21 protein-coding genes are annotated in these 25,451 nt (G+C 67.1%); 14 read left to right on the top strand and 7 right to left on the bottom strand.

Annotation, left to right across the window (positions count from 1 at the left end):
• Positions 1-106 precede the first annotated feature (106 nt).
• Positions 107-913 (bottom strand): hydroxypyruvate isomerase family protein, encoded by an 807-nt coding sequence (locus J3367_RS11175; protein ID WP_029702995.1) that lies wholly within the window; start codon positions 911-913, stop codon positions 107-109.
• A 102-nt stretch (positions 914-1,015) separates the two neighbouring features.
• Positions 1,016-1,651 carry a cell wall hydrolase gene (locus J3367_RS11170; RefSeq protein ID WP_421461046.1) on the bottom strand — a complete coding sequence of 212 codons (636 nt, stop codon included), beginning with the start codon at positions 1,649-1,651 and terminating at the stop codon, positions 1,016-1,018.
• 484 nt (positions 1,652-2,135) lie between these two features.
• Here J3367_RS11170 and J3367_RS11165 point away from each other — a divergent pair, with 484 nt between their 5' ends.
• Positions 2,136-3,290, top strand: a complete 1,155-nt coding sequence (locus J3367_RS11165; protein WP_244495406.1) for an alpha/beta hydrolase — start codon at positions 2,136-2,138, stop codon at positions 3,288-3,290.
• A gap of 97 nt (positions 3,291-3,387) precedes the next feature.
• Here J3367_RS11165 and J3367_RS11160 read toward each other — a convergent pair whose 3' ends face one another.
• Entirely contained in the window at positions 3,388-3,567 is a 180-nt protein-coding gene (locus tag J3367_RS11160) for a hypothetical protein (protein WP_024350285.1), read from the bottom strand.
• Here J3367_RS11160 and J3367_RS11155 point away from each other — a divergent pair.
• The 4 genes from J3367_RS11155 (at position 3,557) to J3367_RS11140 (ending at position 10,689) form a co-directional block, all read left to right on the top strand.
• Positions 3,557-4,993: an NAD(P)-dependent oxidoreductase gene (locus tag J3367_RS11155; protein WP_421461042.1), complete on the top strand. Its 1,437-nt coding sequence runs from the start codon at positions 3,557-3,559 to the stop codon at positions 4,991-4,993. The genes J3367_RS11160 and J3367_RS11155 overlap by 11 nt on opposite strands.
• Before the next feature lie 12 nt (positions 4,994-5,005).
• Positions 5,006-6,349, top strand: coding sequence for an NAD-dependent dihydropyrimidine dehydrogenase subunit PreA (gene preA / locus J3367_RS11150; RefSeq protein ID WP_421461040.1), 1,344 nt, complete (start codon positions 5,006-5,008; stop codon positions 6,347-6,349).
• Positions 6,350-6,441: 92 nt separating this feature from the next.
• Entirely contained in the window at positions 6,442-8,103 is a 1,662-nt protein-coding gene (locus J3367_RS11145; RefSeq protein WP_421461037.1) for an FAD-binding dehydrogenase, read from the top strand.
• 141 nt (positions 8,104-8,244) lie between these two features.
• Positions 8,245-10,689 carry a putative bifunctional diguanylate cyclase/phosphodiesterase gene (locus J3367_RS11140; RefSeq protein WP_421461035.1) on the top strand — a complete coding sequence of 815 codons (2,445 nt, stop codon included), beginning with the start codon at positions 8,245-8,247 and terminating at the stop codon, positions 10,687-10,689.
• Positions 10,690-10,728: 39 nt separating this feature from the next.
• Here the strand turns inward: J3367_RS11140 and J3367_RS11135 are convergent, their stop codons facing one another.
• The gene (locus J3367_RS11135; protein WP_024350290.1) at positions 10,729-11,391 is read right to left on the bottom strand and encodes a TetR family transcriptional regulator C-terminal domain-containing protein; all 663 of its coding nucleotides are present in this window, start codon (positions 11,389-11,391) and stop codon (positions 10,729-10,731) included.
• A 177-nt stretch (positions 11,392-11,568) separates the two neighbouring features.
• On the opposite strand from J3367_RS11135, the gene J3367_RS11130 reads away from it, so the two are divergent.
• The 9 genes from J3367_RS11130 to J3367_RS11090 all read left to right on the top strand — a co-directional run bounded on the left by J3367_RS11130 (position 11,569) and on the right by J3367_RS11090 (position 20,043).
• Positions 11,569-12,897, top strand: a complete 1,329-nt coding sequence (locus J3367_RS11130; protein WP_421461032.1) for an aspartate aminotransferase family protein — start codon at positions 11,569-11,571, stop codon at positions 12,895-12,897.
• Positions 12,898-12,928: 31 nt separating this feature from the next.
• Complete coding sequence (locus J3367_RS11125; RefSeq protein ID WP_421461029.1) at positions 12,929-14,176, top strand: Zn-dependent hydrolase; 1,248 nt, start codon at positions 12,929-12,931, stop codon at positions 14,174-14,176.
• 35 nt (positions 14,177-14,211) lie between these two features.
• Positions 14,212-14,430, top strand: coding sequence for an antitoxin MazE-like protein (locus tag J3367_RS11120; protein WP_421461026.1), 219 nt, complete (start codon positions 14,212-14,214; stop codon positions 14,428-14,430).
• Positions 14,427-14,807, top strand: a complete 381-nt coding sequence (locus tag J3367_RS11115) for a type II toxin-antitoxin system PemK/MazF family toxin (RefSeq protein ID WP_421461226.1) — start codon at positions 14,427-14,429, stop codon at positions 14,805-14,807. Before J3367_RS11120 ends, J3367_RS11115 begins: the two co-directional genes overlap by 4 nt.
• Positions 14,804-16,255, top strand: coding sequence for a dihydropyrimidinase (hydA, locus tag J3367_RS11110; RefSeq protein WP_187390829.1), 1,452 nt, complete (start codon positions 14,804-14,806; stop codon positions 16,253-16,255). The genes J3367_RS11115 and hydA overlap by 4 nt, the downstream gene beginning before the upstream one ends.
• Before the next feature lie 4 nt (positions 16,256-16,259).
• Positions 16,260-17,081 carry an ABC transporter ATP-binding protein gene (locus J3367_RS11105; protein WP_187390830.1) on the top strand — a complete coding sequence of 274 codons (822 nt, stop codon included), beginning with the start codon at positions 16,260-16,262 and terminating at the stop codon, positions 17,079-17,081.
• Positions 17,082-17,090: 9 nt separating this feature from the next.
• Positions 17,091-18,041, top strand: coding sequence for an ABC transporter permease (locus tag J3367_RS11100; RefSeq protein WP_187390831.1), 951 nt, complete (start codon positions 17,091-17,093; stop codon positions 18,039-18,041).
• Between the two features lie 65 nt (positions 18,042-18,106).
• The gene (locus tag J3367_RS11095; protein ID WP_421461223.1) at positions 18,107-19,012 is read left to right on the top strand and encodes an ABC transporter permease; all 906 of its coding nucleotides are present in this window, start codon (positions 18,107-18,109) and stop codon (positions 19,010-19,012) included.
• Positions 19,013-19,047: 35 nt separating this feature from the next.
• Positions 19,048-20,043: an ABC transporter substrate-binding protein gene (locus J3367_RS11090; RefSeq protein ID WP_024350298.1), complete on the top strand. Its 996-nt coding sequence runs from the start codon at positions 19,048-19,050 to the stop codon at positions 20,041-20,043.
• Positions 20,044-20,156: 113 nt separating this feature from the next.
• On the opposite strand, the gene J3367_RS11085 is transcribed toward J3367_RS11090, so the two are convergent.
• The 3 genes from J3367_RS11085 to J3367_RS11075 are packed head-to-tail and all read right to left on the bottom strand — an operon-like array spanning position 20,157 to position 25,407.
• The gene (locus J3367_RS11085) at positions 20,157-23,363 is read right to left on the bottom strand and encodes an efflux RND transporter permease subunit (protein ID WP_421461020.1); all 3,207 of its coding nucleotides are present in this window, start codon (positions 23,361-23,363) and stop codon (positions 20,157-20,159) included.
• A complete protein-coding gene (locus J3367_RS11080) occupies positions 23,360-24,892 on the bottom strand; it encodes an efflux RND transporter periplasmic adaptor subunit (protein ID WP_421461017.1) in 1,533 nt (510 codons plus the stop codon). The genes J3367_RS11085 and J3367_RS11080 overlap by 4 nt, the downstream gene beginning before the upstream one ends.
• Positions 24,889-25,407, bottom strand: a complete 519-nt coding sequence (locus J3367_RS11075; RefSeq protein ID WP_421461014.1) for a GbsR/MarR family transcriptional regulator — start codon at positions 25,405-25,407, stop codon at positions 24,889-24,891. The genes J3367_RS11080 and J3367_RS11075 overlap by 4 nt, the downstream gene beginning before the upstream one ends.
• Between the last annotated feature and the right edge of the window lie 44 nt (positions 25,408-25,451).

Genomic DNA, 25,451 nt, shown 5'->3' with positions numbered 1-25,451 from the left:
GGCAGCCTCTGACGCAATGTATACATTAACCCGGCGCCGGTTCCAACCCGTGACGCGGTATCACGCGGTGAATGAATCGGCAGCCGGGTGATTTGGGTTCTGGGTGTCAGCTGCGCGCCGGCGACTTGTAGGCGGTCATCCAGCCGAGACCGGCGTCGGTTGTCGTGCGCGGGCGGTATTCCGCGCCGACATGGCCGTCCCAGCCGAGGTCGGCCATGGCCGGCAGCAGGCGGTCATAGGCGATCTCGCCCTCGTCCGGCTCGCCGCGCGAGGGAACGGCGGCGATCTGCAGATGGCCGATCACCGGCAGATGCTGCTCGAAGCGCTTGAGGAGGTCACCCTCCATGATCTGCGCGTGATAGCAGTCGAACATGATCTTCAGATTGGGCTTGCCGACCCGCGCGATGATCTCGGCGGCCTGCGCCTGATAGGACAGGAAATAGCCCGGCGCATCGCGCTGGTTGATCGGCTCGATGAGGATCGTCATGTCGCCGGCGGCCTCGCAGGCATAGGCGAGATTGGCCTCGAACGTCGCCTGCGCGCCGTCCACACCGTGCGACTTGCCGGCCATCACGTGCACCGCGCCGGCGCCGATCGCCCTGGCATAATCGACGGCCTGGTCGATGGCGGCGCGGGCTTCCTCGACGCGGTCGGGCAGGGCGGCGAGGCCGAAATCACTCTCGCGGTCGCCGCGGCTGGTGTTGAGGCCGAGCATCTTCAGGCCGGTCTCGTCGAGGGCGGCCTTCACGGCAGCCGGATCGACCGCATAGGGGAAGTGGCACTCGACCGCGTCGAAGCCGGCGTCTCTGGCGCGCCGGATGGCGTCGGGCAGGGCAAGCTCTTGCCACAGGAATCCGAGATTGGCGGAAAAGCGGATCGTCGGCACGGCTGATCTCCAGAAGGCGCTGCGCATCCCCTGTGGATACGCAAGGCCCCGCTATGGCCCATGCGCGATCCGTACGCAAAGGGGCCGTCGCGGAAAAGGCGCGCCATGGTAAGGCGAGCGAGGCGGCGATCAGTAGCGGTCGGCGCGGATCAGATCGTCGATGCTGATCGGCTCCAGCGCGGCGCTGGTGGAACCCGCCGACCGGGACGCGGCCATGGTTGCCATGGCGGACGGCTGGGCAGCGGGGCGCCTGGGATCGTAGGGCTCGGGATTGCGGAACGGCGGGTCGCTCAGCCGGCGGGCATTCTTGCGTTTCTCGTAGAAGACGTTGCCGCCCGCTTCGACGAGGTAATGCATGTTGGTGTAGGGGAAGGTCATGCCGGCGGTGTGGAAGAACATCGCCTTCTCGACATTGCGGTGGCGGGCGCCGTTCAGCACCTTGGTGGCGGTCCGCGACGCGAGATCCTTGCCCTTTTCCATCGAGCGCGTGAGGACGCCCGGCGCGAACTGGTTCTTCTGGCCGACGACGCCGCAGACGGTCTTGGGGTAGCGGCCGCTCTCCAGACGGTTCATCACCACGGTGCCGACCGCGATCATGCCCTCTTCGCTGCTGCGGTTGGATTCGAAATACATCACCCGCGTCATGCATTCATGCTCCGTCATCGGACGCAGGCGCGGCCCGCCGGCGCAGGCGCCCAGCACCGTGACCAGGGCAAGAAGCGCCAGTGTCGCCCGGGTGCGCGTGATGGTGGGTCGAAATGCCATGCGGCAAGCCTCGGCAGGGTGTCGGGGCACAGCCAGCATCGCCTGCGCCCAAACCCGACAAATCGCCGAAATTTCTTAACCGGGCGTTCAGATGGCGCGGTGCCCGGCGGCCCATCGGCCGGCATCGTTAAAATTGTCTGAAACTCCGGCGGGATTCCGGGGAAACCGCCGCGATACCAGTCTTGCCGGCTCCGCGAGCGACAGTGCGGCACCATACTGGACGCCCCCCGGTCTGGAGATTCGCCTCCGGAGCGGCTATGCCGAAGGCGCGGTTCACTGGCAACGCAACGTCGGCTTTTCGATGCCGGCCGTCGGCCGCCGTGCCGCCGTGATGTTAAGCGAGGCGGATTGCCCGCCGGCCTGTCCCGTTCCGCGCCCATCGGAGGCTTCGATCCTGACCTGCAGCCTTCCTCGCCCCGGCCTGTCGTTCCTTGTCTGCCTGCTCATCGCATTGGCGGGCTGCGCGGGCCGGCCCCTGGGCACGATGGTGCCGATCGCCGGAACCGTCGCCGGCGCCAGCACGGTCGACATGCTGGTCGCCACCACGCGCGCGCCGTCGCCGGTCGCCGGCGTCGTCTATACAGGCAATCGCGGCAGCACCCTGTCGGTGGACAACATCGTCGTCTCGGTCCCGCCCTCCGCCAATCGCAATGCAGGCGAACTGACCTATCCCACCGCCAACGCGGCCAATCCGCAGACCGAATTCGCGGTGCTGAAGCTGGCGCCGATGGACGATGCGGCGGCGCAGCGCTGGTTCGACCGGGTGGCCGGCACCAAGCAGGGCGACGTCCTGATCTTCGTCCACGGCTTCAACACGACCTATGAGGAATCGGTCTTCCGCTTCGCCCAGATCGCCCATGACACGGCGGCCTCGGCGGCGCCGATCCTGTTTTCCTGGCCGTCCCACGGCAGCGTCTTCGACTATCTCTACGACCGCGAGAGCGCCAATTTCTCGCGCAACGCGCTGGAAGAGATCATCGAGAAGGCCGCCGACGATCCGCGCGTGCGCAATGTCACGGTGATGGCCCATTCGATGGGAAGCTGGCTGACCATGGAGGCGCTGCGGCAGCTGTCGATCCGCCGCGGCAAGCTGCCGGCCAAGGTCCGCAACGTGATCCTCGCCTCGCCCGATCTCGACGTCGATGTCTTCTCCCACCAGCTCGACGAGATCGACACCGAGCGCACGCAGCTGACCATCTTCGCCTCGACCGACGACCGCGCCCTGCAGGTGTCGCGGCGGCTGGCCGGCGGCGTCCAGCGCCTCGGCGCCATCGACGTGTCGCAGGAACCGTATCGCAGCGGCATCGAGGCCAAGGGCGTCGACGTGATCGACCTGTCCGCGCTGCAGTCGGGCTCGGCCCTCAATCATTCGAAATTCGCCGAGAGCCCGCAGATCGTGCGGCTCATCGGCCAGCGGCTGATCGCCGGGCAGGCGATCGGCGAAGAGGGCATCTCTCTTGGCGAGACCCTGGGCGCGGCGGCCCTCGGCACGGCCCAGACCGTCGGCTCGGCGGCCGGTGCGGTGGTCACCGCCCCCGGTGCGCTCATCAGCCAGCGCGGCCGCGAAGAGTTCGGCCGGCAGGTCGGCAATATGGGCCGCAATCTCGGCGGCACGCTGCAGACGGCCACCGGCCAGTAGGGCCTGGCCACAATCCTCTTCGGCTTTCCAGGCGCAGCGCTGACACGCGGTGGGACCGGCGTGTCGTTCGGTGCGCGCATCGGATCGCGGTTACCGCCTAGGCAGTGGCGGCAATAATCGCTGTTGCCCGAGAGGCAATCGGGTCAATTTTTGACCAGACGATAAAAAATTTGACCTTTTGAAAAACTGGCATCATTCTAATCTTCCACGAGCCGTCGAAGGCCGGAAGATCGCCGTCGCCGGCTCCCTGGAAGGTTTCGAGGGGGATGCGACGCATGAACGAAACCCGACCGTTCCGGCCCGATATCGGCGCAGGGCGCCTCGCTTCCGACAAGCTGGCGGGCAATTTCTCTGACATCCATCCGCCGCTCGAGCAGCACGAGGCGCTGGTCGAGGCCGATCGTTGCTATTTCTGCTACGACGCGCCGTGCATGACGGCCTGTCCGACGTCGATCGACATCCCGCTGTTCATCCGCGAGATCCAGGCCGGCAACCCGACCGGCGCGGCCAAGACCATCCTCTCGTCGAACATACTCGGTGGTATGTGCGCCCGGGTCTGCCCGACCGAGACCCTGTGCGAGGAGGTCTGCGTCCGCGAAGTGGGCGAGGGCAAGCCGGTGAAGATCGGTCTCCTGCAGCGTTATGCGACCGACCATCTGATGGAGACGGGCGAGCATCCCTTCACCCGCGCCGAACCGACCGGCAAGACAATCGCCGTAGTCGGCGCCGGTCCCGCGGGCCTCTCTTGCGCCCATCGGCTCGCCCTGCATGGGCACAACGTCACGCTCTATGACGCACGGCCCAAGCCCGGCGGCCTCAACGAATATGGCATCGCCGCCTACAAGGCGACGGAACAGTTCGCCCAGCGCGAGGTGGACTTCATCCTGTCCATCGGCGGCATCACGCTGGAGACCAGCAAGGCGCTCGGTCGCGACATCCATCTTGCCGATCTGCGCCGCGACTATGATGCGGTCTTCCTCGGGCTGGGGCTGGCCGGCGTCAATGCGCTCGGGGCCGAGGGCGAGACGAGCAGCGGTTCGGCCGACGCCGTCGCCTGGATCGCGGATCTCCGCCAGACCACCGATCTCACCAACCTGCCGGTCGGCCGCCGCGTCGTTGTCATCGGCGGCGGCATGACCGCCGTCGACGCGGCGGTGCAGGCCAAGGCGCTCGGCGCGGAGGAGGTGACCATCGCCTATCGCCGGGGCCAGGACGCCATGAACGCCTCGGCCTACGAGCAGGAGATCGCCCAGACCCGCGGCGTGCAGATCCGCTGCCATCTGCAGCCAAAGCGCATTCTCGCCGAGGGCGGCCATGTCCGCGGCATTGAACTGGAGCGCACGACCATCGAGGACGGCCGGCTGACGGGCACCGGCGAGACGGTGACCATCGAGGCCGACCAGATCTTCAAGGCGATCGGCCAGAGCTTCCTGCCCGACGGTCTCGACGACGAGAGCGACGGCATCGCGCTGGAGCGCGGCCGCATCCGCGTCGATGCCGAGCGGCGCACTTCGATCAAGGGCGTCTGGGCTGGCGGCGACTGCATCTTCGAGGGCGAGGACCTCACCGTCGTGGCGGTCGAGGACGGCAAGGTCGCAGCCGAGAGCATCCATGCGGAGCTGGCGGCGGAGAAGGGGCTCGGCGCCCGGATCGCGGATGTCATGTCCGATGCGGTCGGAGCACTGACCCCCGGTCGGATCTAGGGAGAACGAGCCATGGCCAATCTCGCGACGAATTTCCTCGGCATCTCCTCGCCGAACCCGTTCTGGCTCGCCTCGGCGCCGCCGACCGACAAGGAATACAACGTCCAGCGCGCCTTCGAGCAGGGCTGGGGCGGGGTCGTCTGGAAGACCCTCGGCGAGGACCCGCCGGTGGTCAATGTCAACGGCCCGCGCTACGGCGCGATCTATGGTCCCGACCGGCGGCTGCTGGGTCTGAACAATATCGAGCTGATCACCGACCGGGCGCTCGATACGAACCTCGAGGAGATTGCCCGGGTCAAGCGCAACTGGCCCGACCGGGCGATGATCGTGTCGCTGATGGTGCCCTGCGAGGAGGCGCCTTGGCAGAAGATCCTCGGCCTCGTCGAGGAGACCGGCGCCGACGGCGTGGAGCTGAATTTCGGCTGCCCGCACGGCATGAGCGAGCGCGGCATGGGCGCGGCGGTCGGCCAGGTGCCCGAATATATCGAGATGGTCGCGCGCTGGTGCAAGCAGCACTCGAAGCTGCCGGTCATCGTCAAGCTGACCCCGAACATCACCGACATCCGCTTTCCGGCCCGGGCGGCCAGGAAGGGCGGCGCCGACGCCGTGTCGCTGATCAACACCGTCTCGTCGATCGTCTCCATCGACCTCGACAATTTCGCCCCGACCCCGACCATCGACGGCAAGGGCAGCCATGGCGGCTATTGCGGCCCGGCGGTCAAGCCGATCGCGCTCAACATGGTGGCGGAGATCGCCCGCGATCCCGAGACGGCCGGAATGCCCATGTCGGGCATCGGCGGCATCACCACCTGGCGCGACGCGGCGGAGTTCATCGCGCTCGGCTGCGGCACCGTGCAGGTCTGCACGGCGGCGATGACCTACGGCTTCAAGGTGGTGAAGGAGATGAGCTCGGGCCTGTCCGACTGGATGGACGAGAAGGGCTATGCCTCGATCGAGGATTTCCGCGGCCGTGCCGCACCCAACGTCACCGACTGGCAGTATCTCAACCTCAACTACGTCACCAAGGCGCGGATCGACCAGGACAAGTGCATCTCCTGCGGGCGCTGCCACATCGCCTGCGAGGACACCTCGCATCAGGCGATCACCAGCATGGTCGACGGCATCCGCAAGTTCGAGGTGATCGACGAGGAATGCGTCGGCTGCAATCTGTGCGTCGACGTCTGCCCGGTCGAGGACTGCATCACCATGGAGCGGATCACCGGCTTCGATCCGCGCACCAAGCGGCCGATCCCCGACATCTACGGCAACTGGACGAGCCATCCGAACAATCCGATGGCGAAGGAGCGCCAGCAGCACGCCGCCGAGCCGGTGGTGCTGCCCGACGCCGCCGAGTGACGCAACACGGCGTCGCCGGGAGGCGACGGCCGTAGGCACCTCCTGGCTGACGGAGGGCGGCATCGGGAGAAGCATCGGGAGGAGGGACCGATTTGAGCGAACGCACCGATGCGGTCGTCGTCGGTGCCGGTCTGGCCGGACTGGTGGCGGCGGGCGAACTGGCCGACGCCGGACGCCGCGTCGTCGTCGTCGATCAGGAGAGCGCCGATCATCTCGGCGGGCAGGCCTTCTGGTCGCTCGGTGGCCTGTTCATGGTGGACACCCCCGAGCAGCGCCGCCTTGGCATTCGCGACAGCCGCGAACTGGCGCTGCAGGACTGGCTGGGCTCGGCCGGCTTCGACCGCGAAGAGGACCACTGGCCGCGCATCGTCGCCGAGGCCTATGTGGAGTTCGCCGCCGGCGAGATGCGGCCCTGGCTGCACGCGATGGGCCTGCGCTGGTTTCCGGTCGTCGGCTGGGCCGAGCGTGGCGGCAGCCTGGCCACCGGCCATGGCAATTCCGTGCCGCGCTTTCACATCACCTGGGGTACCGGTCCCGGTGTGCTCGCGCCCTTCGAGCGGCGCGTGCGCGCGCACATGGCGGCCGGGCGCATCATCCTGAAAGGCCGCCACCGGGTCAGCGAATTGCGGATCGTCGATGGCACGGCGACGGGCGTTGCGGGCGAAATCCTCGCCCCGGCCACGACGGCCCGCGGAGAAACCTCGTCCCGCGCGGTGATCGGCGATTTCGAGATCGAGGCCGGCGCGATCCTGCTGACGGCCGGCGGGGTCGGCGGCAATCACGAGATGGTACGGCGCAACTGGCCGGTCGCGCGGCTCGGACCGGCGCCGCAGAAGATGATCTCGGGCGTTCCAGCCCATGTCGACGGTCGCATGCTGGAGATCGCCGAGGCGGCCGGCGGCCGCGTCATCAACCGCGACCGCATGTGGCACTATACCGAGGGTGTCACCAATCACGACCCGATCTGGCCGATGCACGGCATCCGCATCCTGCCCGGCCCGTCGTCCCTGTGGTTCGATGCGCTCGGCAATCGCATGGAGCCGCCGGCACTGCCGGGTTTCGACACGCTGGCGACCCTCAAGCGGATCCTGTCGACCGGCCATTGCCATTCCTGGTTCGTGCTAACCCAGTCGATCATCAAGAAGGAATTCGCGCTGTCCGGGTCCGAACAGAACCCGGACATGACCGGCAAGGACTGGCGCGCCGTGCTGCGCAACCGGCGCGGCCGCAATGCACCGCCACCGGTCGAGGCGTTCAAGCGGCATGGCGAGGATTTCGTCGTTGCCGACACATTGGGCGAACTGGTCGACGGCATGAACGCGATTGCCGGCGAGCCGAGGCTCGACCGGGCGCATCTGGAAGCGCAGATCGTCGCGCGCGATCGCGAGATCGCCAACCCCTTCTCCAAGGATGCGCAGATTATCGCGCTGCGCGGCGCCCGCCGGTATCTGGGCGACCGGCTGATCCGGACCGCCAGGCCCCATGCGATCCTCGATCCCGCCCATGGACCGCTGATCGCTGTCCGCCTGAACGTCCTGACGCGCAAGACTCTCGGCGGTCTTCATGCGGATCTGGACGGCCGGGTGCTCGCGGCGGACGATCGGCCCATCCCGGGATTGTATGCCGCTGGCGAGATCGCCGGCTTCGGCGGCGGCGGCTACCACGGATACAATGCGCTCGAAGGCGGCTTTCTTGGCGGCTGCCTGTTCTCCGGACGCCGCGCCGGCCGGTATGCAGCCAAAGCCACAGGTTGAAAAACCGGCGAAAATAATTCGCGCGACCCGTCGTCACGTAACCGTGAAGTAACCTAGCCGAAGCATTCTTCTGTCAGAACTGCTGCGTGCGCGTCGAGAATGCGGTTGCCTGAAATGGCAGCCGATTGGGAAATGAGCTGTATGTCGATCCATTTGCGTCTCATTATCGGCAGTTCGATCTTCGCGGTGCTGGCGCTCCTGTTCGCGGCCTTTTCCTATCATTCCCAGTCCGTGTCCCTCGGTTTCGCGCAGAATTTCTACGACGGCGGGATCGATCCGCTCGGGCGGCTCCAGGTCGCCAAGGGCAAGACGGTCGCATTGGCCGAGAGCCTCGGCACGCAGGAGACAGCCAGCGGCGACGACGCGCAGGTCCGGCTGGAACCGGCGATGCGCACCATCTCCTCGATCAAGGCCGACGTGCAGACAGCCCTCGCCCAGTCCGGCTCCGCCGAGGTTCAGGCCATCCTGTCCGAGCTCCTGTATCCGTTGAGCCGGCTGGAAGCCTCCGGCGGCAACATGTCAGCCCGCATGGCGGCTCGCGAGATCGCCAGCACTGCGCTGGTTCTCGACCGCGCGGTCACGGCGATGAACGCCGACCTGGTGCAGACCAAGGCCGAAGCGGTCGGCGCCATCGAGAGCGCGCGGTTGCGCAATTTCGCCGGCCTGGCCGCGATCCTCATCGGCATGGCGGGCTTTGCCGTCTTCCTGTCGCGCTCCGTCGGCGCCTCGCTGCGCCGGGTGTCGGGTCTTGCCCGCAACCTGGCCAGCGGTATCGAGTGCGACATGATCGAGGCCCGCGGCCCGAGCGAGGTGCGCGACGTTCTGAATGCCCTGCGGCAGATGCAGGAGCATTGCGAGAAGCTCGAGACGATGATGCTCGACAAGGTCGACCTGATGGCCGGCCGGCTCAACACCCAGCAGGACCAGCTGACCGCGGCCCTCAACAACATGACCCAGGCGCTCTGCATGCTGGACGGCCAGAAGCGCATGATCCTGTGCAACGAGACCTTCACCGAACTCTTCGGCGACCACCCGGCCGGCACCAACGCCCGCGACTTCTTCACCGATGCGCGGCTGACCGGCCGTGTCGCGCCCAACGACACGGCGTCGCATGTCCAGGAAGTCGGCGAGGGGCAGATCATGGAAGTGAAGCGTCGCGGCATGTCCGGCGACGGCCTTCTGATCACCTTCGAGGACATCACCGAGCGCGAGGCCATCGCCCGGCGCCTGCAGCACCTCTCCGGCCACGACGCCCTGACCGAACTGCCCAATCGCGGCGTCTTCGCCGAAATCCTCGACGAGGCGCTCGGCAAGGGCCGCAAGGCGCTGACCATCGCGGTCATCGACATTCGCGGCTTCAAGACCATCAACGACACCTATGGCCATCCCGTCGGTGACGCCATCCTGCGCCAGTGCGGTGCGCGGCTGATCGAGAAGGCCGGCGCGAAGGCGACGGTCGCGCGCCTCGGCGGCAACGAATTCGCCGTCATCCTCCTCGGTGGCCGATCCGCTGCCGATGCCGAGGAACTGGCTCGTTCGATGGTCGCCAGCTTCGACGAGCCCTTCGAGGTCGAAGGTCGCCACATCAGCGCCTCTGGCAGCGTCGGCGCCCTTTATGTTGCAGGCGGCAAGCGTCCCGTGGATCTCGACGCCGCGATCGCGCTGCAAAATTGCGACCTCGCGCTCTACCAGGCCAAGCAGTCGGCCGGCAGCAGCTACCGGATGTTCCAGCCGAGCATGCGCCAGAAGCTGCAGCAGCGCCGCGAACTGGAGATCGACCTGCAGAAGGCGATCGAAGAGGGCCAGTTCGAGCTGTTCTACCAGCCCTTCGTCGATACCGGGCGCCGCGCGATCAGCGGCTTCGAGGCTCTGCTGCGCTGGAACCACCCGGAACGCGGCCGTGTCAGCCCCTCCACCTTCATCCCGCTGGCCGAGGAAACCGGCCTGATCACCCAGATCGGCCTGTGGGCGCTGGAAACCGCCTGCGAGCAGGCGTCGAGCTGGGTCAGCGATCTCGCCATCTCGGTCAACCTTTCGGCGGTGCAGTTCAAGAGCCCGACCCTCGTCGCCGATGTGCGGCGCGTTCTGGCCAAGTCCGGGCTGCAGCCGTCGCGACTGCAGATCGAGGTCACCGAATCCCTGTTCCTCGACGAGGGCGACAAGGTGCTCTCGATCCTGACGGAATTCCGCCGGATGGGCCTGACCATCTCGATGGACGATTTCGGCACCGGCTATTCCTCGCTCGGCTATCTGAACCGCTTCCCCTTCGACAAGATCAAGATCGACCAGTCCTTCGTGCGCGACATGTCGCGGCCGGAGAACATCGCCATCGTGCGTTCGGTCATCGGCCTGTCCAACGCCCTCGACATGCGGGTCATCGCCGAGGGTATCGAGACGCCGGAGCAGATGCGCATTCTCTACGCCGAGGGATGCCGCGAGATGCAGGGCTATTATTTCTCGCGGCCGCGCCCGGCTTCGGACCTGCCGAAGATGCTGGTCGAGATCGCCGACCGCTGGCCGCATGAATTCGAGGCGCTGACCCAGGACGCGATCGAGCCGCGCAGCACCGCGGCCACCGCCGCCTGAGCGGTGGGCGAGCGCAATCCGTCCGACCGCGAGTGAACGTCAATCCCGTGGCCGGATGCCGTTGAGGACGACCGACAGCACGGCCTGCGCGGTCTGCTCGCGGAAGCCGGGCGCATCGACCTGACGGCCGACGATCGCGCGGATCTGCACGTCGAAATCGGCATAGTGCTGGGTCGTCGCCCAGATCATGAAGATCAGATGGTACGGATCGACCGGTGCGAGCTGGCCACGATCGACCCAGTCCCGAATGACCCGCGCCTTCACGTCGACGAGCTGCTTGAGCCGGGTGGCGAGAAAGTCGCCGACCACCGGGGCCCCGGCCAGGACCTCGTTGGCGAACAGGCGCGAGGCGGCCGGATTGTCTTCCGACATGGCGAGCTTGGCGGTGATGTAGCGGCGCAGCTCCTCGATCGGGTCGCCGTCGGCGTTCATCGCTTCCAGCGGCGCCAGCCAGTCGTCCAGCGTGTGCTCCAGCACCGCCCGGTAGATGTCCTGCTTGCGGCGGAAATAATAGAGGAGATTCGGCTTCGACATCTTCGCCCGCACGGCGATCTGGTCGACGGTCGATCCCCGGAAGCCGTTGACCGAAAACACTTCGAGCGCGGCGTCCAGGATGATCTCGCGGTTGATCGCCTGGATGCGGGTCGGCTGGCGGTCGCCATGCGGCAACTCTGTGCCGGAATGCTCGACTGTCTGGTCCACGCGTTCCGCCCTCTCCAAACCGGAGTCTGCCCGCCTATTTTGCACTGCGATATTCTGCGCAGATCTTCAGCAGGACGCTTGACCGGTTCCTGACGACCTTCTAGCCTCGCTTTTGACCAATTAGTCAAGATTTCGGACGATCCGGGCTTCGGAACCGTCCCATTGAGGCGGCAGCCGATGAACGAGAACGCACCGATCGCGCCCAACAATCTCGAAGCCTTCTGGATGCCGTTCACCGCGAACCGGCAGTTCAAGCAGACGCCGCGCATGTTCGTCGCGGCCAAGGACATGCACTACACCACGTCCGACGGGCGCCAGGTACTGGATGGCACCGCCGGCCTGTGGTGCGTCAATGCCGGCCATTGCCGGCCGCGGATCGTCGAGGCGATCCAGAAGCAGGCGGCCGAGCTCGACTACGCGCCGGCCTTCCAGATGGGACATCCGAAGGCCTTCGAACTGGCCTCGCGCCTTGCCGCGATCGCGCCGTCCGGCCTCGACCACGTGTTCTTCACCAATTCCGGCTCCGAGTCGGTCGAGACCGCGCTGAAGATCGCGCTCGCCTATCACCGGGCGAAGGGCGATGGAGCCCGCTTCCGCCTGATCGGGCGTGAGCGCGGCTATCACGGGGTCAATTTCGGCGGCATCTCGGTCGGCGGCATTGTCGGCAACCGCAAGATGTTCGGCACGCTCCTGACCGGCGTCGACCACATGCGCCACACCCACGATCCGGTCCGCAACGGCTATTCCAGCGGCGAGACCGAGCATGGCGCCGAACTGGCCGGCGACCTCCTGCGCATCGCCACCCTGCACGATCCCTCCACCATCGCGGCGGTGATCGTTGAGCCGGTGGCCGGTTCGACCGGCGTCCTGCCGCCGCCGAAGGGCTATCTGAAGCGGCTGCGCGAGATCTGCGACCAGCACGGTATCCTGCTCATCTTCGACGAGGTGATCACCGGCTACGGGCGCATGGGCACGGCCTTCGCCGCCGATTATTTCGGCGTGACACCGGACATCATGGTCACCGCCAAGGGCCTGACCAACGGCGTCATCCCGATGGGCGCAGTCTATGTGAAGGACGAGATCTACGACGCCTTCATGGGCGGCGCCGAGCATCTGATCGAGTTCGCTCACGGCTATACCTATTCCGGCAACCCGATCGCCGCGGCGGCGGGTCTCGCAACGCTGGAGACCTACAAGGAAGACGGGCTGTTCGAGCGGGCGAAGGCGCTGGAGCCGGTCTGGGCCGAGGCGATCCATTCGCTGAAGGGCGAGCCCCATGTGATCGACATCCGCACCATCGGCCTGATCGGCGCCATCGAGCTGGAGCCGATCGCCGGGGAGCCGACCAAGCGGGCCTTCTCGGCCTTCCTGGAAGCCTACGAAAAGGGGCTGCTGATCCGCACGACCGGCGATATCATCGCCCTGTCGCCGCCGCTGATGATCTCCGAGGACCAGATCGGCGAGATCGTCGAGACGCTGCGCGGCATTCTGAAGACCCTCGCCTGACGGCACCGCAACAGATCGAGAGAGTGACCCCATGAGCCCAGCCACCAATCTCCAGATCGACGGCGACCGCCTCTGGGATTCGCTGATGGAGATGGCGAAGATCGGCCCGGGCATCGCCGGCGGAAACAACCGCCAGACCCTGACCGACGAGGACGCCGAGGGGCGGTCGCTCTTTAAGGCATGGTGCGAGGCGGCCGGACTGACCATGGGCCTCGACACGATGGGCAACATGTTCGCCCGCCGCGAAGGCACCGATCCCGAGGCGCTGCCGGTCTATGTCGGCAGTCATCTCGATACCCAGCCGACCGGCGGCAAGTACGACGGCGTCCTCGGCGTGCTGGCCGGCCTCGAACTGGTGCGCACCCTCAACGACCTCAATATCCGCACTCGGCATCCGATCGTCGTCACCAACTGGACGAACGAGGAGGGCACCCGCTTTGCCCCGGCCATGCTGGCCTCGGGTGTCTTCGCCGGCGTTCTGGAAGAGAGCTGGGCCAAGGACCGCAAGGACGCCGCCGGCAAGAGCTTCGGCGCCGAACTCGAGCGGATCGGGTGGCAGGGCGACGAGCCGGTCGGCAGCCGCAAGATGAAGGCGTTCTTCGAGTTGCACATCGAGCAGGGGCCGATTCTGGAGGACGAGGGGATCGACATTGGCGTCGTCACCCACGGACAGGGGCTCTACTGGCTGGAGGTCACCCTGACCGGCAAGGAGAGCCACACCGGCTCGACGCCGATGTACAAGCGGCGCAATGCCGGCCTCGGCATGGCGCGGGTCATCGAGCTCGTCCATGAGGTGGCGATGGATTACCAGCCGAACGCCGTCGGCACGATCGGCCAGATCGACGTCCATCCGAACTCCCGCAACATCATTCCCGGCCGCTGCGTCTTCACCGTCGACATCCGCTCGCCGTCCAAGGACACCCTCGACACGATGCGCGAGCGCATCGAGGACGGCATCGACCTGATCGCCGACGCGCTCGACATCGACGTGTCCGTCGACGAGGTCGGCCATTTCGATCCGGTGACCTTCGACGAAACCTGCGTGACGGCCATCCGCGACGCCGCCGAGGCGCTCGGCTATTCCCACCGTAACATCGTCTCGGGGGCCGGCCACGACGCCTGCTGGATCAACCGCGTTGCGCCGACCGCCATGGTCATGTGCCCCTGTGTCGACGGCCTGTCCCACAACGAGGCGGAAGAGATTTCCAAGGAATGGGCGACGGCCGGCGCCAACGTCCTGATGCGCGCGGTCGTGGAGACTGCGGGCATCGTGGAGTAGGCTGGACCGGGATCGCGCAACGCCAGGAGGTCGTCATGGGCAGGCCGAAGGAACTGACCGAAGCGGAACGGGCCGATCTTCTGGCTCGCGGATTTCAGCCTGTCGAAATGTGGGTGCCGAACTGGAACGATCTGGCCTTTCAGGCGCAGTTGGACAAGGACTGCCGGGCGATCAATGCGGCGGATCGCCGGTCGGGAGAGATCGATCGCCTGTCGGACGAGGTCGCCGATCTGTGGGACGATCTTCCTCAATGAGGAGAGGGGATGTCGTGCTCGTCTCGGGGAACGGAGACTACGGCAAGGCCAGGCCGGCCGTTGTCGTGCACGCCGACCATTTCGCCGAGCGTCTTGGCAGCGTCACGGTCGTTCCCTTCACCACCGATCTTGGCAAGGACATCTCTATCCGCATTCCCGTAGAGCCGGCGCCGTCGAACGGATTGCGGGAGCGTTCGCAGCTGATGGTCGACAAGCTCCAGACCTATCCGCGCGAAAAGGTCTATGCGCCGATCGGCAGTGTCGACCCGGACCGCATGCTTGAGGTCGACCGGGCCCTGATGATCTTCCTGCAACTGGCAGGCGTCGTCGGCGCGGCGCCTTCCAATCTTCCATCGTCCAGCCAGGAGTCACCATGACCATCGTCATCAAGGGCGGCACGATCGTAACCGCCGATCTCACCTACAAGGCCGACATCCTGATCGATGGCGACACCATCGCGGCGATCGGTCCCGACCTGTCGGGCGACGAGGTGATCGACGCCTCCGGCACCTATGTCATGCCCGGCGGCATCGACCCCCACACCCATATGGAAATGCCCTTCATGGGCACCCATTCGGCGGACGATTTCGATTCCGGCTCGGCGGCGGCGCTGGCCGGCGGCACCACCATGACCGTCGATTTCTGCCTGCCTGCCCCCGACCAGGGGCCGCTGGACGCGCTGCAGACCTGGTTCCAGAAGGCCGGTCCGGCCCGCACCGACTATTCCTTCCACATGGGCGTGACCTGGTGGGGCCAGAAATATTTCGACGAGATGCCCAAGGTGGTCGAGGCCGGCATCAACACCTTCAAGCACTTCATGGCCTACAAGGGCGCGCTGATGGTGAATGACGACGAGATGTTCGCGTCCTTCACCCGCTGCGCCGAGCTCGGCGCCATGCCGCTGGTCCATGCCGAGAACGGCGACGTCGTCGCCTTCCTGCAGCAGAAATTGCTCGCCGAGGGCAATAACGGGCCGGAGGGCCACGCCTATTCGCGCCCGCCCGAGGTCGAGGGCGAGGCGGTCAACCGCGCCATCATGATCGCCGATCAGGCGGGCGTCCCGCTCTACGTGGTCCACACCTCCTGCGAACAGGCCCATGAAGCGATCCGCCGGGCCCGCCAGAAGGGCATGCGGGTCTATGGCGAGCCGCTGATCCAGCATCTGGTGCTGGACGAGAGCGAGTATTTCCATCCCGACTGGCAGCACGCCGCCCGCCGGGTGATGTCGCCGCCCTTCCGCGACAAGAAGAACCAGGATTCGCTTTGGGCGGGCCTCGCGGCCGGCTCCTTGCAGGTCGTCGCCACCGACCATTGCGCCTTCACCGACGAGCAGAAGCGCATGGGGCTCGGCGACTTCACCAAGATCCCCAACGGCACCGGGGGCCTCGAAGACCGGCTGGCGGTCCTGTGGACAAAGGGCGTCGGCACCGGCCGGCTAACGATGAACGAGTTCGTCGCCGTCACGTCCACCAACATCGCCAAGATCCTCAACATCTATCCGAAGAAGGGCGCGATTCTCGTCGGGGCCGACGCCGATCTGGTGATCTTCGACCCGGCCGCCACCAAGACCATCTCGGCCAAGACCCAGAAATCGGTGATCGAATACAACGTCTTCGAGGGCATCGAACTGACCGGCCTGCCGGTGATGACGCTCTCGCGCGGCCGCCTCGCCTTCAAGGAGGGCGACGTGCGGGCCGAAAAGGGCAATGGCCGCTTCGTCGAGCGTCCGGCCAGCGCGCCCGCCGCCAAGGCGCTGTCGACCTGGAAGGAACTCACCGCGCCGCGCAAGATCGAGCGCACCGGCATTCCGGCGAGCGGGGTCTGACAGTTTGAGCCAGACCACGTCCCGATCGACCGAGCCGTCTGCCGCGGCCGCCGCGCCGGTCATCGAAGCCCGCAATCTCGACCTCGTCTTCGAGACCGCCGACACGCCGGTCCATGCGCTGAAGGGCATCGACCTCACCGTGAACAGCGGCGAGTTCGTCTCCTTCATCGGGCCGTCCGGCTGCGGCAAGACCACGCTGCTCAGGGTCATCGCCGACCTGGAGCAGCCGACCGGCGGATCGATCTCGGTCAACGGCATGACGCCCGACCAGGCGCGCCAGGCGCGGGCCTATGGCTATGTCTTCCAGGCCGCGGCGCTCTATCCCTGGCGCACCATCGAGAAGAACGTCGCACTGCCGCTGGAAATCATGGGCTTCGACCGGGCCGAGCGGAAACGCCGGATCGACGCCAATCTCGAACTGGTCGGCCTTGCCGGCTTCGGCCGCAAATATCCCTGGCAATTGTCCGGCGGCATGCAGCAGCGGGCCTCGATCGCCCGCGCCCTGTGCTTCGACCCGGACCTCCTCCTGATGGACGAACCCTTCGGCGCGCTCGACGAGATCGTCCGCGACCATCTCAACGAGGAACTGCTGAAGCTTTGGGCCAAGACCCGGAAGACTGTCGTCTTCGTGACGCACTCGATCCCCGAGGCAGTGTTCCTGTCGACACGGATCGTGGTGATGAGCCCGCGGCCGGGTCGCATTCACGAGATCATCGACTGCGATCTCGGGCCGGACCGTCCCCTCGACATCCGCGACACGCCGGAATTCCTCGCCATCGCCCACCAGGTGCGCGAGGGACTGCGGGCAGGGCACGGCTATGACTGAGCGGTGCCGATGACGCCGCCGTCGACCCCCATCGCCGAGCCGGGCGCGGCCATCGGCTATGCTGGTCCGCTGCGGCGGCTGGGCCGGCGCATGCGCGACGGGCGGACCGTGCCGGTTCTCACCGTCGTCCTGGCGATCCTCGCCATCTGGTATCTCGCCGCCATCGGGATGAACTGGGCGACCGAGACGGTGAAGCTGGAGCGCGCCGGCGAGGCCTATGGCGCCCTCGACACGGTCGCCGCCACCTGGTCGGCGGAGCGGCCGGTGTTGCCGGCGCCGCACCAGATCGTCGTGGAAATCTGGAACTCGACGGTGGGGGTGAAACCGTCCTCGCCGCGTTCGCTGCTCTACCACGCCTGGGTGACGCTCTCCTCGACGCTGCTCGGCTTCCTCATCGGCACCGCGCTGGGCGTGCTCCTGGCCGTCGGCATCCTCAATTCGCGCACGCTCGACAAGAGCCTGATGCCCTGGATCATCGCCTCGCAGACCATCCCGATCCTCGCCATCGCGCCGATGGTGATCGTCGTCCTCAATTCGGTCGGCGTGACCGGCCTTCTGCCCAAGGCGATCATTTCAACCTACCTGTCCTTCTTCCCGGTCGCGGTCGGCATGGTGAAGGGGCTGCGCTCGCCCGACGCGATGCTGATCGATCTGATGCACACCTATTCGGCGACCCGCCGCCAGACGCTGGTCAAGCTGCGCTGGCCGGCGTCCATGCCGTTCCTGTTCACCTCCATGAAGGTGGCCGTGGCAGCGGCTCTCGTCGGGGCCATTGTCGGCGAACTGCCGACCGGCGCGGTCGCCGGTCTCGGCGCGCGGCTTCTGGCCGGCTCCTATTATGGCCAGACCATCCAGATCTGGTCGGCGCTCGTCGCCGCTGCGATCATGGCGGGCGTCCTCGTCTGGCTGATCGGGCTCGGCGAAAAGGCGTCGCTCAAGCGCATGGGGGCCCGGCCATGAGCGCCGCGCGGAACGGCGCCGGCCCCGGTCCCGGCGCGATCGCCCTGACCGGCGGCCTTGCGGCAATGGCGGCGATCGCCGCCCTGACGCTGCTCGGCGTGAACCAGCGTGGCCCGCTTCTGATCCTGGCGATCCTCGCCTTCTGGGCCGCCTCCTGGCGGCTGACCGTCAGTCTCGCCGCGATCGAGCCGCGGGGGCGGGCGGGGCACGTCGCGCTCCAGGTACTCATCCCGGTCGTCTTCGGCGTCTCGCTGCTGTTCCTCTGGGAGTTCGTGGTGCGGGCGCTGCAGGTGCCGATCGTGCTCCTGCCGGCCCCGTCCGACATCGGTGTCAGGATCGCCAACTCGCTGCCGATCCTGTGGGTCGACTTCGTCCAGACGTTCCTGAAAGCGGTGGTGGCGGGCTACGTCATCGGCTGTGCAAGCGGTTTCGCCGTCGCGGTGCTGGTCGATCGCTCGTCCTTCTTGAAGCGCGGGCTTCTGCCGGTCGGCAATCTCGTCTCGGCGCTGCCCATCGTCGGCGTCGCGCCGATCATGGTGATGTGGTTCGGCTTCGACTGGCCGTCCAAGGCCGCCGTGGTCGTGGTGATGACCTTCTTCCCCATGCTGGTGAACACCGTCGCCGGCCTGTCGGCGGCCGGGGCGATGGAGCGCGACCTGATGCGCACCTATGCCGCCGGCCCCTGGCAGAGCCTTCTGAAGCTGCGGCTGCCGGCGGCCATGCCCTTCATCTTCAACGCGCTGAAGATCAACTCGACCCTCGCCCTGATCGGTGCAATCGTGGCGGAGTTCTTCGGCACGCCGATCGTCGGCATGGGCTTTCGCATCTCGGCCGAGATCGGCCGGATGAACACCGACATGGTCTGGGCCGAGATCGCGGTCGCCGCGCTCGCGGGTTCGCTGACCTATGGCATTCTGTCCGTTATCGAGCGGATCACGACTTTCTGGCATCCGTCCTACCGCAAGGGCTAGGCGGCGACGCAACGCAGCAGCAAAGGAGAATGCGCATGAGGAAGCTACTGGCAGGCGCCACGGTGGCGTTGGCAGGTCTTGGTCTGGCGATGCCCGCGATGGCGCAGGATGCGCTGACGCTGCAGCTCAAATGGGTCACCCAGGCGCAGTTCGCCGGCTATTACGTCGCCAAGGAGAAAGGCTTCTACGAGGAGGCCGATCTCGACGTCACCATCAAGCCGGGCGGACCCGACATCGCTCCGGTCCAGGTGCTGGCCGGTGGCGGCGCCGACATCGTCGTCGACTGGATGCCGTCGGCGCTGGCCGCCCGCGAAAAGGGCGTCGCGCTGGTCAACATCGCCCAGCCCTTCGAGCGCTCGGGCATGATGCTGACCTGTCGCAAGGAGACCGGCATCGAGAAGCCCGCCGACTTCAAGGGCAAGACCCTCGGCGTCTGGTTCTCGGGCAACGAATATCCGTTCCTGTCCTGGATGTCGCAGCTCGGCCTGTCGACCGAAGGCGGCGACGAGGGCGTCACCGTCATCAAGCAGGGCTTCAATGTCGATCCGCTGATCCAGAAGCAGGCCGACTGCATCTCAACCATGACCTACAACGAATACGGCCAGGTTCTGGACGCCGGCATCCCGGCCGAGGAACTGGTGGTGTTCAACTACACCGACCAGGGCGTCGCGACGCTCGAGGACGGCCTCTATGTCCTCGAGGAGGATCTGCAGAAGCCGGAGATGGTGGACGCCTATGCCCGCTTCGTGAAGGCGTCGATGAAGGGCTGGTCCTATGCGGCCGAAAACCCGGAAGAGGCGGCCGAGATCGTTCTCGACAACGACATGACCGGTGCCCAGACCATGGCGCACCAGACCTTCATGATGGGCGAGATCGCCAAGCTCCTCGGTGACGACGGCGCGCTCGACACGGCGGCGGCTGACAACACCGTCGGCGTCCTGATGTCGGGCGGCTCCGACCCGGTGATCACAAAGGAGCCCGAGGGCGCCTGGACCAGCGTCGTCACCGACAAGGCTGCCGAGATGGACTGACCGCCTGCCGGTCAGTACGGACAAGCGAAAGGCCGGGGCATGTCCCCGGCCTTTCTGCATGCTGGGAGCCGCGTCGATCGACCGCGCGCGGCGACGCTACCGGTGCGGTTCCGTCAGGCGGGGGCGGGCGCGGCGCTTGCCGGCGCCGGCGCGTGCTTTGCCAGCGGATCGCCGATGAGCGGGCTTGGCACGTCCTCGCCGCGCCTGCGCTTGAACCAGGCGACCAGGCATTCGCCCAGCATCAGCATGGCCGGGGTCAGCACCAGCGTCAGCACCGTCGCGAAGGTCAGCCCGCCGGCGATGGCGCTCGACAGCTCTGTCCACCACTGGGTCGAGGGCGCGCCGAACGCCATGGTGCGGTGGACGAAGTCGATATTGACGCCGATCACCATCGGCATCAGCCCGAGAACGGTGGTGATCGAGGTCAGGAACACCGGCCGCAGGCGCTGGGCGCCGGTGCGCAACAGCGCTTCCAGCGGCGGCTGACCCGAGCGCCGCAGATCGTTGTAGGTGTCGATCAGGACGATGTTGTTGTTGACCACGATGCCGGCCAGCGCGATCACGCCGATGCCCCCCATCACCACCCCGAACGGGCGGCCGGTGAGGAGCAGGCCGTAGAACACTCCGGCCGTCGAGAACACGATGGCACTCATCACCAGGATCGCCTGGTAGATCGAGTTGAACTGGGTCACCAGCACCAGGAACATCAGGAAGATCGCCGCGCCGAAGGCGCCGGCGAGGAAGCTCATCGCTTCCGCCTGGTCCTCCGCCTCGCCGCCGAAGCGGAAATCGACGCCGGGCGGCAGGCTGGCCTGTTCCAGCGCCTGCCGCAGGGCGACGATCTGGTCGTTGACCAGCAGCCCCTCGGCGACGTCCGCCTCCACTGCCATGACCCGGCGCTGGTCGATGCGGATGATCGTGCCGACCTTGGGCGCCGGCTTGAAGGAGACAAAGTTGCGGATCGGCACGAGCCCCTGCGCGGTGGGGATCCGCAGATCCTGCAGCCGCTCCAGCGTGCGGTCGCCGGCCGGGAAGCGCACGCGGATCGGCACCTCGCCGTCGCCGCCGGCATCCTCGGGCCGATAGTTGGAAACCTCGATCCCGGCGGTCAGCAGCCGGACGGCCTGGCCGAGCAGCGAGACGTCGGCGCCGTAGCGCGCGGCCTCCTCGCGGTTGACCTGCAGCTGCCATTCGACGCCGGGCAGGGGGCGCGTGTCGGTGACGTTGGTGAAGCCGCCGATCTCCTCCATCAGCCCGCGGGCCGTGGCGATGCCATCGGCCAGCGTGTCCAGCGACGGGCCGAGCAGCTTGAGATTGACCGGCTTGCCGCTGGCCGGGCCGTTCTGCTCCTGCTGCACCTGGACCGTGATGCCGGGAATGTCGGCGACCCTTGCGCGGATGTCGTCGAAGATCGCCGTCGCCTTGCGCCGCTCGTCCCATTCGTCGAGCTCGAGCTGGACGGTGCCGATGACGTCGGCCCCGACCTGGCGGGCGCCGCCCTCGCTCAGCGTGCGGGCATAGACGGTCTGCACCTCCTCCATGCCGAGCAGCCGGTTCTCGACCCGGCGCACCAGCGCGTCGCGCTCGAAGATCGAGAAATTGTCGCGGGCGCGGATCTGCACCTGGGCGAATTCCGGTTCGATCGACGGGAAGAACTCGACGCCCTTGCCGTGCTGCGAATAGCCGTAGAAGGCGCCGACGAGCAGGACGGTGGCGATGACGAACGTGGCGAAGGGCGCCTTCACGGCGCTGCGCAGGACCCGCAGATAGGTGCCGGTCCAGCCGCCGATCTGCGACATGTCGCCGGTCTCGGCGGCCTCGATGGCCGCGCGCTGGCGCGCCGGCATCGGCTGGGCCTTGCCGATCATGCCGCCGAGCACGGGAATGAAGACCAGCGCCATGAACAAAGATGCGGCGAGGGTGATCATCACCGTGATCGGCAGGAATTTCATGAACTCGCCGACGATCCCGCTCCAGAACAGAAGCGGCAGGAACACAGCGAGCGTCGTGACCGTCGAGGCGATGATCGGCCAGGCCATGCGCTTGGCGGCCTGGCGATAGGCCTCGCGCGGGGAGGCGCCTTCCAGAAGCCGCCGGTCGGCGAGCTCGGTGGTGACGATGGCCCCGTCGACCAGCATGCCGACCACCAGGATCAGCGAGAACAGGACGATGATGTTCATCGTGTAGCCGGCGAGCCAGAGGATCGCGATGCCGGCGAGGAAGGAGCCCGGGATCGACAGGCCGACCAGCACCGAGGTGCGGAAGCCGAGCGCCGCGACGATGACGATCATCACCAGGACGATGGCCGAGATGACGTTGTTTTCCAGGTCGCCGAGCATGGTCTTCACCTGCTCGGACTCGTCCTGCAGGTAGCGCACGCTCACCGTCTCGGGCCAGGCTTCCTTCTGGCGCGCGACCACCTCGCGCACGGCGTCCACCGTCTCGATGATGTTGGCGCCGGAGCGCTTCTTCACTTCCAGCGCCAGCGACGGTTCGCCGTCGATGCGGGCAAAGCCCTCCGGGTCCTCGAAGGTGCGCCGCGCGATGGCGACGTCCTTGAAGGTCAGAACCGTCGAGCCGTCGACCTTGATCGGCAGGTCGAGCACGTCCTGCGCGTCCTCGATCAGGCCGGGCACCTTGAGGACGATGCGTCCGGCCCCGGTGTCGAGCGCGCCGGCGGCGATCAGCCGGTTGTTGCGGCTGATCTGGCTGACCAGTTCGTCGAAGGACAGATTGTAGGTCTCGAAGACCGTGGGGTCGATCAGGACCTCCATCAGCTCTTCGCGCTCGCCGCCGATGTCGATCTCCAGAACGCCCGACAGGGCTTCCAGATCGTCCTTGAGGTCGCCGGCGATATTGACCAGCGAGCGTTCGGGGATCGGCCCCGACAGGACGACGGTCAGGATCGGGAACAGCGAGGTGTTCACCTCGGTGACCACCGGCTCGTCGACCTCGGCCGGCATGTTCGGCTTGGCGCGGTCGACGGCGTCCTTGACGTCAGTCAGTGCCTCGTCGGCGTCGAAGCCCGCCTCGAATTTCAGCTGCACCGAGGCGAAGCCCTCGGAGGCGTGCGCCTCCATCTCGTCGAGCCCGGAGAGGGACGACAGTTCGGTCTCCAGCGGCCGCACCAGCAGGCGCTCGCTGTCCTCCGGCGAGATGCCTTCCAGCACCGCGCTGACATACATCACCGGGATCGGGATGTCGGGCGAGGATTCCTTCGGGATTGCCTGATAGCCGGCGATACCGGCGATCAGCACCAGGATGAGGAACAGGAGGACCGTGCGTGACCGGTCGAAGGCGGCGTCGATAAGGGCTCTCACTGGCCCCTCTCCGCGGCATCGTCGAAAAGCAAGGCGCCCGCCAGCGCCGGCGTCACCTCGCCGGTCACCTCCATGCCGTTGTCGCGCTGATAGGCTCGGATCGCCGAACGCGTCGATGCGCCAAGAACGCCATCGACGGTGCCGGGCGAATAGCCGAGCGTTTCCAGCCGCTGCTGCAGCGCCCGCACCGGCAGGGCCTCCAGCGACGCTTCGATCTCGGCGGCGGTCTCCGTGCTCTCTTCGGTGGTCGCGGCCTCCGGCATGTCGGCGTCGGCATCGCCCTGCGCCACGATCCCGCCGTCGCCCTCTCCCTGTTCGCTGGCGGTTTCGCCGACGATGTCGGGGGCCGGTTCGGGAAGCTCCACCTGCGGATCTGCTGCGGTGTCCGGCTCACCCGGTTTACCCGGTTCGGGCGCCACGACGCGCACGGTCTCGCCGGCCGCGACGAAGCCCTGGCCCACCGAGATGATGCGCAGCTCGTCCGGCAGTCCGCTCACCCAGATGCCGTCGGTCTCGGCGCGCACCAGTTCGATCGGGTGGAAGCTGACGACGTCATCTTCGCCGACCGCCTTGACGCCGAGCGTGCCGTCCGGGCCGAGCGCCAGGAGGGCCGCCGAGATGAAATGCGCCGGCGTCTCGCCGGTGGGGATGCGGACCTGCGCCGAAATGCCGGCCGGGATGTCGCGGTCGGGATTTTCGACCACGACCTCCACCGGGAAGGTCCGGGTGGCGGTATCGGCATTGGCCGCGATGTAGCGCACCGTGCCCTCGCGCGCCTCGCCGGTAATGAAGGTGACGGCGGCCGGCTGGCCGACCCGGACCTTGCCGACATTCTGCTGGGCGATCTGCACGTCGACGGTCAGGGGATCGATGTCGATCTGCTGGCCGACCTCAGCGCTGGCGGCGACGAATTCGCCGAGATCGAGGTCGAAGGCGTCGAGCACGCCGGTGATCGGCGCGCGGATCTCGGTGTCGCCGGTGGTCTGCCGGATCGCTGCAAGCGCCGCCTTGGCGCTGGCGAGTTCGGCCTGCGCGGCCTCGACTTCGGCGGCGGTCGAATAGCCGCGATCGGCCAGGCCCGAGACCCGGTCGTACTCGCCCTGGCGGCGCGACAGCTCGGCCTCGGCCTGGGCAACCTGGGCGCTGCGATCGTCGAGCGCGATCCGGGCGATCAGCGTGCCTTCCTCGAGGAAATCGCCCTTGGCGACGAGCACCTCTTCCACCGTGCCGCCGACCTTGGCGCGCACCGGAGTGATGCGGTCGGGCGAGACCTGACCCTCGGCGGCGACGAACTGGGTCACCGCCGTGGCGTTCGAGGCGAAGGCCTCGACGGTGAAGGGCTGCTGCTGGCGCGCCTGCGGCGCCGTGGCGGTGTCCTCGGCAGGGTAGAGATAGCCTGAGCCCATCCACGCCACGAGGGCGAGAACGAAGAGGGTCGCCAGCCAGCCGGCATAGGACCTTGGTTCCCTGGCGGGGCGCGCGGTGTCGGCGGCCGGTGTCTGCGTCCGGTTTTCGTCGGTGCTGGTCATCGGTCGTCCGGGGTTTGCGCGGGCACAGGCTGATCGGCCAGGCGCGCGGCGATGTCGGCAAAGGCGGAGACCGACGTTTCGAAGAACTGGCGTGCCTCCTCGAGCCGGGCACGCTCGACGGCGGCGTCGCCGGGCAGGGCATCGGCGGTCTCGGCAAGGGTGGCGAGCATGTCCTGCATCCGCGCGATGATGCCGCGCATCATGTTCGCATAAGGGCGCTCGGCGAGGCGGAAGAAGTCCTGGCGCTCGCCCGGCACGGCCATCCGCTCGATCAGCCCCTTGCTTTCGAGGAGCCGGGCATTGGTCGAGATCGAACCGCGGCTGACGCCGAGCGTTTCGGCCAGCGCGCCGAAGCTCACCGGTTCGGGCGCAAGGATCAGATAGCCGAACAGACGGCCCGCAATCCGCGGCAGGCCTTCCACTTCGAGATGGTGGCCCATGCGGTCGACGAAATGCGCGCGTACGGCGCTGCCGTCGTCGGCCGGGACGGACTGGTGATCGAGGACGATGTTCATCCGGCGCAGATACGTGCGCCGGGCCGTTCAATCAAGACTGAACG

The sequence above is a fragment of the Aurantimonas sp. NFXS3 genome, from assembly GCF_049132005.1.
Classification (GTDB): Bacteria; Pseudomonadota; Alphaproteobacteria; order Rhizobiales; family Rhizobiaceae; genus Aurantimonas; species Aurantimonas coralicida.
Note: the sequence above shows the minus strand (reverse complement) of the source record. Positions and strands in the feature narration are given on the sequence as shown.